General features: G+C 40.3%; 5 protein-coding genes. 2 read left to right on the forward strand and 3 right to left on the reverse strand.

What is annotated here, in order from left to right:
* The coding region (locus VFM80_RS06665) for a hypothetical protein (RefSeq protein WP_395070794.1) at nucleotides 1-325 on the forward strand (325 nt) is incomplete at its 5' end.
* Between the two features lie 99 nt (nucleotides 326-424).
* Here the strand turns inward: VFM80_RS06665 and VFM80_RS06670 are convergent.
* The 3 genes from VFM80_RS06670 to rpsT all read right to left on the reverse strand — a co-directional run bounded on the left by VFM80_RS06670 (nucleotide 425) and on the right by rpsT (nucleotide 4,923).
* Complete coding sequence (locus tag VFM80_RS06670) at nucleotides 425-2,995, reverse strand: ATP-dependent Clp protease ATP-binding subunit (protein WP_395070796.1); 2,571 nt, start codon at nucleotides 2,993-2,995, stop codon at nucleotides 425-427.
* Nucleotides 2,996-3,140: 145 nt separating this feature from the next.
* Nucleotides 3,141-4,661 (reverse strand): 2,3-bisphosphoglycerate-independent phosphoglycerate mutase, encoded by a 1,521-nt coding sequence (gene gpmI, locus VFM80_RS06675; RefSeq protein ID WP_395070798.1) that lies wholly within the window; start codon nucleotides 4,659-4,661, stop codon nucleotides 3,141-3,143.
* 10 nt (nucleotides 4,662-4,671) lie between these two features.
* Nucleotides 4,672-4,923: a 30S ribosomal protein S20 gene (rpsT, locus tag VFM80_RS06680; RefSeq protein ID WP_395070800.1), complete on the reverse strand. Its 252-nt coding sequence runs from the start codon at nucleotides 4,921-4,923 to the stop codon at nucleotides 4,672-4,674.
* Nucleotides 4,924-5,051: 128 nt separating this feature from the next.
* Between rpsT and cmk the strand changes: the two genes are divergently transcribed.
* The coding region (gene cmk, locus VFM80_RS06685) for a (d)CMP kinase (protein WP_395070802.1) at nucleotides 5,052-5,698 on the forward strand (647 nt) is incomplete at its 3' end.

A 5,698-nucleotide genomic window follows, 5' to 3' on the forward strand; every position in this document is an offset into this window, starting at 1 on the left:
ACGTTCAAACGGAAGAGTTGGCGTATACTCAATTTTAAGTGGTGAAAGGGTAGGGAGTACCAGTTTTCGTTCACGGTTATTTTACGCAGTATATGTGCCTGAAGATAAAACTATCATAGCTTTGACGGCAGATCAGTCCGGCTCTTTGTTAACTGAAACAGAGGTTCACGCAATCAATATAGATATGCGGGCTATAGAGCAACAAAACTATAACTCTCGATTAAGCATTACGGATCTGCTACCATTGGAATTGACGAGAAACAGACCTTTCAGTTATACCTTATCCGGATTGAACAGATCGCTTGATCTGAATGTCCAATTCTGAATTACAGAATATATTTGCTAACAAAAAAAGCCTTGATCATGTGAATAAACAAGGCTTTTTTAGTTTCAGTTCGAAAGTCAGATCAAATCATCAAGTTGATCATGCTTCTTTTGCTTCTTCTGAAGCATCCTCTTCCTGTTCACTATCTTCTTTGGCTGAAGTAGTTTCCGATTCAGTCCAATCGAATTCCAATCCATCTCTGGATTTGTTCATTTTAATTTTAATGGAAGCACCTTCTTTATGTTTGTTCTCAAGAAGTTCTTCAGCTAATGGGTCTTCGATATATTTCTGGATAGCACGTTTTAGCGGGCGGGCTCCATATTTTTGATCAAAGCCTTTATCAGTAATGAATTCTTTGGCTGCTTTGGTTACTTCCACATTAAAGCCAAGCTCCTTAATTCTGCTGAAAAGTTCTTCATTCATCAAGTCAATGATCTGGAAGATATCAGTTTTCTCCAATGGCTTGAAGGTGATGACATCATCAATACGATTCAGGAACTCAGGATTGAATACTTTTTTAAGGGCATCCTGAATAGTTGACTTCATCTTCGCATAATCAAAAGGAGAGTCGTCGTTATCAAATCCAATACCTTTACCCATATTTCGGATATCACGAGCTCCAATATTTGAAGTCATAATAATAATCGTATTTCGAAAATCTACTTTACGTCCCAGACTATCAGTAAGGATCCCATCATCTAATACCTGTAGTAAAATATTGAATACATCAGGGTGTGCCTTTTCAATTTCATCCAAAAGCACTACGCTATATGGTTTGCGTCGGACTTTTTCAGTAAGAATTCCGCCTTCTTCATAACCAACATATCCGGGAGGTGCTCCTACTAAACGGGATACGGAGAATTTCTCCATGTACTCACTCATATCAATACGAATGAGAGTATCTTCTTTGTCAAAAAGAAACTTAGAAAGCACTTTTGCCATCTCAGTTTTACCGACACCGGTAGGACCCAAGAAAATAAATGAACCTATTGGTCGCGATGGATCTTTAAGTCCTGCACGGGTACGCTGAATTGCTTTGGTTAATTTGATGATGGCTTCTTCCTGTCCGATCACTTTGCCTGCAAGACTTTGCTTCATGTTCAGAAGTTTTTGTCCTTCGTTCTGGCTGATCTTGTTTACAGGTACACCGCTCATCATAGCAATCACTGAAGCAACATCTTGTTCGGCTACATCATATACAATACTTTCGGACTCCTTTTCCCACTCTAATTGAGCAGATTCCAATTCCTCTATCAGTCGTTTTTCTTTATCTCTGAGTCTTGCAGCTTCTTCAAAACGCTGTTTTTTAACCATTGAGTTTTTTTCATTGCTGGTAGTTTCGATCTCTTCTTCCAGATCTATGATATTCTGAGGAACTGTAATGTTCGACAAATGAACTCTTGCTCCGGCTTCATCTAGAGCATCAATGGCTTTATCCGGTAAAAAGTGATCAGAAACATAACGATCAGTCAGTTTTACACATGCATCAATGGCTTCATCAGTATATCGTACACTATGGTGCTTCTCGTACTTTGGCTTAATTTGATTTAAGATCTCTAAGGTTTCTTCGGGTGAAGTCGGATCAACCATGATTTTTTGGAAACGTCGCTCCAGTGCACCATCTTTTTCTATAAACTGACGATACTCGTTTAGAGTTGTAGCTCCAATTGCCTGAATATCACCACGTGCGAGTGCCGGTTTCAACATATTTGAAGCATCAAGTGATCCACTTGCGCCACCGGCTCCAACTATGGTATGAAGTTCATCAATAAACAGGATCACATCGTCTGTTTTTTCAAGTTCGGTCATCACCGCTTTCATGCGCTCTTCAAATTGACCGCGGTACTTTGTTCCGGCTACAAGTGCAGCAAGATCCAGAGCAATAACTCGCTTGTCATAAAGAACTCTTGACACTTTACGTTCAATAATACGCGTTGCCAAGCCTTCAGCAATTGCTGTTTTACCAACTCCCGGCTCACCAATAAGCACAGGGTTGTTCTTTTTGCGTCGACTCAGTACCTGAGCTACACGTTCAATTTCTTTTTCTCGTCCAATGATCGGGTCGAGGCGGCCTTCTTCTGCTAATTCTGTAAGATCGCGGCCGAAATTATCGAGCACTGGTGTTTTTGATTTGTCCATTTTCTTTTCCCTTGAACTTCCTGATCCTTGTGGTCCTTTTGAGGTGGAAGCACTCGCTTTCATTGATGATGAATCGTTATGATCATCACGAGATTTTCCTGATATGATAAGATCCAGTTCTTCCCGAACTGCATCATATGAAATACTAAATTGTTGCAGGATCTGAGCAGCTATATTTTCATCGTCTCTTAATAGAGAGAGAAGCAGATGCTCGGTCCCAATAGTATCACTTTTATATAACTTAGCTTCCAGGTAAGTGATTCGGAGAACTTTTTCTGCTTGTTTTGTGAGAGGTATATTTCCCACTTGTACCGATCCTCCGGTACCTCGAACAGTATCCTCGATGGTCTTTTTAAGTTTAAAAAGATCACAATCGAGATTTTTAAGAATCCGCACGGCAACTCCATCACCTAAACGGACAATACCTAATATTAAATGTTCTGTTCCAATGTAGTCATGTCCCAACCGCAGAGCTTCCTCACGGCTAAATTGTATGACGTCACGAACTTTACTTGAAAAATTTCCCTCCATCTGGCGTGTTCCTTAAGTCCTTTTGGTGTAAATGTATTCTGTTAAGCTTTCGTGATGAAAACGAATGAGTTGCTACTTTAGTTCATCACTACTCGAAGGTAGTAGCGCGGTATAGTAAATGCAAACTAAATGCTGTTTAGAAGTATTAAAATAATGGTGATCCGGTCATTTCATCAGGCTGCTGAACACCCATAAGCTTTAGGAGCGTAGGGGATACGTCAGCTAATATACCATCATGTAAGCTGATCTCATCTGGATGATTTACGACAATGGCCGGCACTAAAGCTGTGGTGTGTGCAGTATGAGGGCTCCCATCTTCTTTGACCATGCAATCAGCATTACCATGATCAGCAATGATGAGAGTGCGATAGCCGTGTTTATTTGCTGTTTCAATCACTCTCTTGAGTTGAATATCAATGGTCTCAACAGCTTTAATTGCAGCTTCCATGATTCCTGTGTGTCCAACCATATCCGGATTGGCATAATTGAGTACAACAAATTGATAATCTTCAGCAGCTAATTTCTCACAAAGAATATCTGTGACGAGTGCTGCATTCATTTCGGGTTGGAGATCGTAGGTTGCTACTTTTGGGCTGGGAACAACAAAACGATCCTCCCCTTTATTTGGAGCTTCCACACCGCCATTAAAGAAATAGGTTACATGGGGGTACTTTTCTGTTTCAGCAATACGAAATTGCTTAAACCCTTTTTTGCTGAGCCATTCCCCCAAGGTGTTAGTGAGTTCCTGGGGCGGATAAGCGACATGAGTAAATTTAAACGTCTTGTCATAAGAGGTGAAGGTAGTGTAATGAAGGTGAAGATTTTCCACTTCAAACTTATTAAATCCGGTTTCATTCAATGCTCTTGAGATCTGGCGAGCCCGGTCTCCTCTGATGTTATAGAAAATTACAGCATCACCTTTCTCAATACGTGACTCTTGAGTATCATCAAGCAAAATAGGCTTGATAAACTCATCCGTTACCCCATCATTATAAGAGGCTTGTAGACCTTGTTCTGCAGAGTCGAATTTTTCTCCTTTCCCATGCACCAAAAGGTCGTAAGCAAGCTTGATCCGTTCCCACCTATTGTCACGGTCCATAGCGTAATAACGTCCGACTAAGGAAGCTAATTTCCCTACACCAATTTCGGATGTTTTAATCTCTAACTCTTTTGCATACTGCAGTCCGCTGTCAGGTGATGTATCCCGCCCGTCCGTGAACGCATGAATAAAGACATTATCGATCTCATGCCTTTTGCAAAGTTCGAGCAGGGCAAACAAGTGTGTGTTATGACTGTGAACACCGCCATCCGAAAACAAGCCCATGATATGGATCTTGTTACGGGATTTAGCTTTTTCAATGGCTTTTAGTAGTTCTTGATTTTCAAAAAAAGAACCGTCTCTAATGGCTTTATTTATTCGGGAAAGTTCCTGCCAAACTATTCTTCCGGCACCAATATTAAGGTGTCCGACTTCGGAATTACCAAATTGTCCGTCGGGCAATCCTACATTCTCGCCACTGGCAGAGAGTTTGGAATGAGGGCAGGTGTTGAAGAGCGAATCTATGAAAGGCTTGTCAGCTTTGTCTATAGCGCTGACGGTTGGATCTTTAGCCAACCCAAATCCATCTAAAATTACGAGTAATGCTTTCGATTCGGGATTGGCCATCCAACTAAACTTACAGGTTATTTACGTACTTGGTAAGCTGTGCTTTTTTACGTGCTGCGTTATTCTCGTGAATGATTCCTTTGACACTCATTCGGTCAAGGTATGAAACAGCTTCTTTGAGCGCCTTTTCAGCTTCTTTCTTATCAGAAATTTCATATACTTTTTTGATCAGCGTTCTCATTTTAGAACGTCGACTACGATTATGATTCCTTCTTTGCTCAGCCTGGCGTACGCGTTTCTTGGCTTGTTTGGTTATTGGCATTGCGAAATATGCTTTTGAAATTAATTATAACTCGAATCTTTTCGAGAAACCAAAATTAAGAGTTATGAAAATATTAAACAAGAAATGATTGAATAATTAACAATATAAGTTTAATTTAACCGATCTGTATGATAGTAGTAATTGATGGGCCCGCAGGATCGGGTAAAAGTTCAACAGCTAAAGCCGTAGCGGCGCAACTTCAGATTCAATTTCTTGACTCGGGAGCTTTGTATCGTGTAGCTGCTTTAATTTATCTGAACTGCCAAAAAAATTATCAACAGTTCTTTGATCAGTTGAAAGAAAGTGAGATTTCCTTTCATTTCAAAAATAAAAAATTTCATGTAGTACTGAATGGTCGTAATGTAAGCGACGAAATTCGAAGCATGGAAGTTTCTGAAAATGTGAGTGAAATTGCTTCAAATCCTGATGTTCGGGCTTATGTAAATGGTCTCATGAGAGAAGTTGTAAAGCATGACATTTATATAGCGGACGGAAGAGATCTGGGTACGGCCGTGTTCCCGGATGCGACCTTAAAGTTTTACATGGTTGCAGATCTGGACACAAGAGCCAAACGCAGATTCGATGAAGTAAGAAGCAGCAGTAAAGATGTTACACTTAAGGAAGTGAAACAAAACATTGCTGCCAGGGATGAAAAAGATTCCAATAGGAGTTCTGACCCCCTGAAAAAAGCCGAAGATGCCATTTTAGTAGATACTTCTGAAATGACATTTGAGGAACAAGTCGCTTTCATAAGCAATAGGATCAAAGAAGTGAT

The organism is Gracilimonas sp. (assembly GCF_035704785.1).
Lineage (GTDB): Bacteria > Bacteroidota > Rhodothermia > Balneolales > Balneolaceae > Gracilimonas.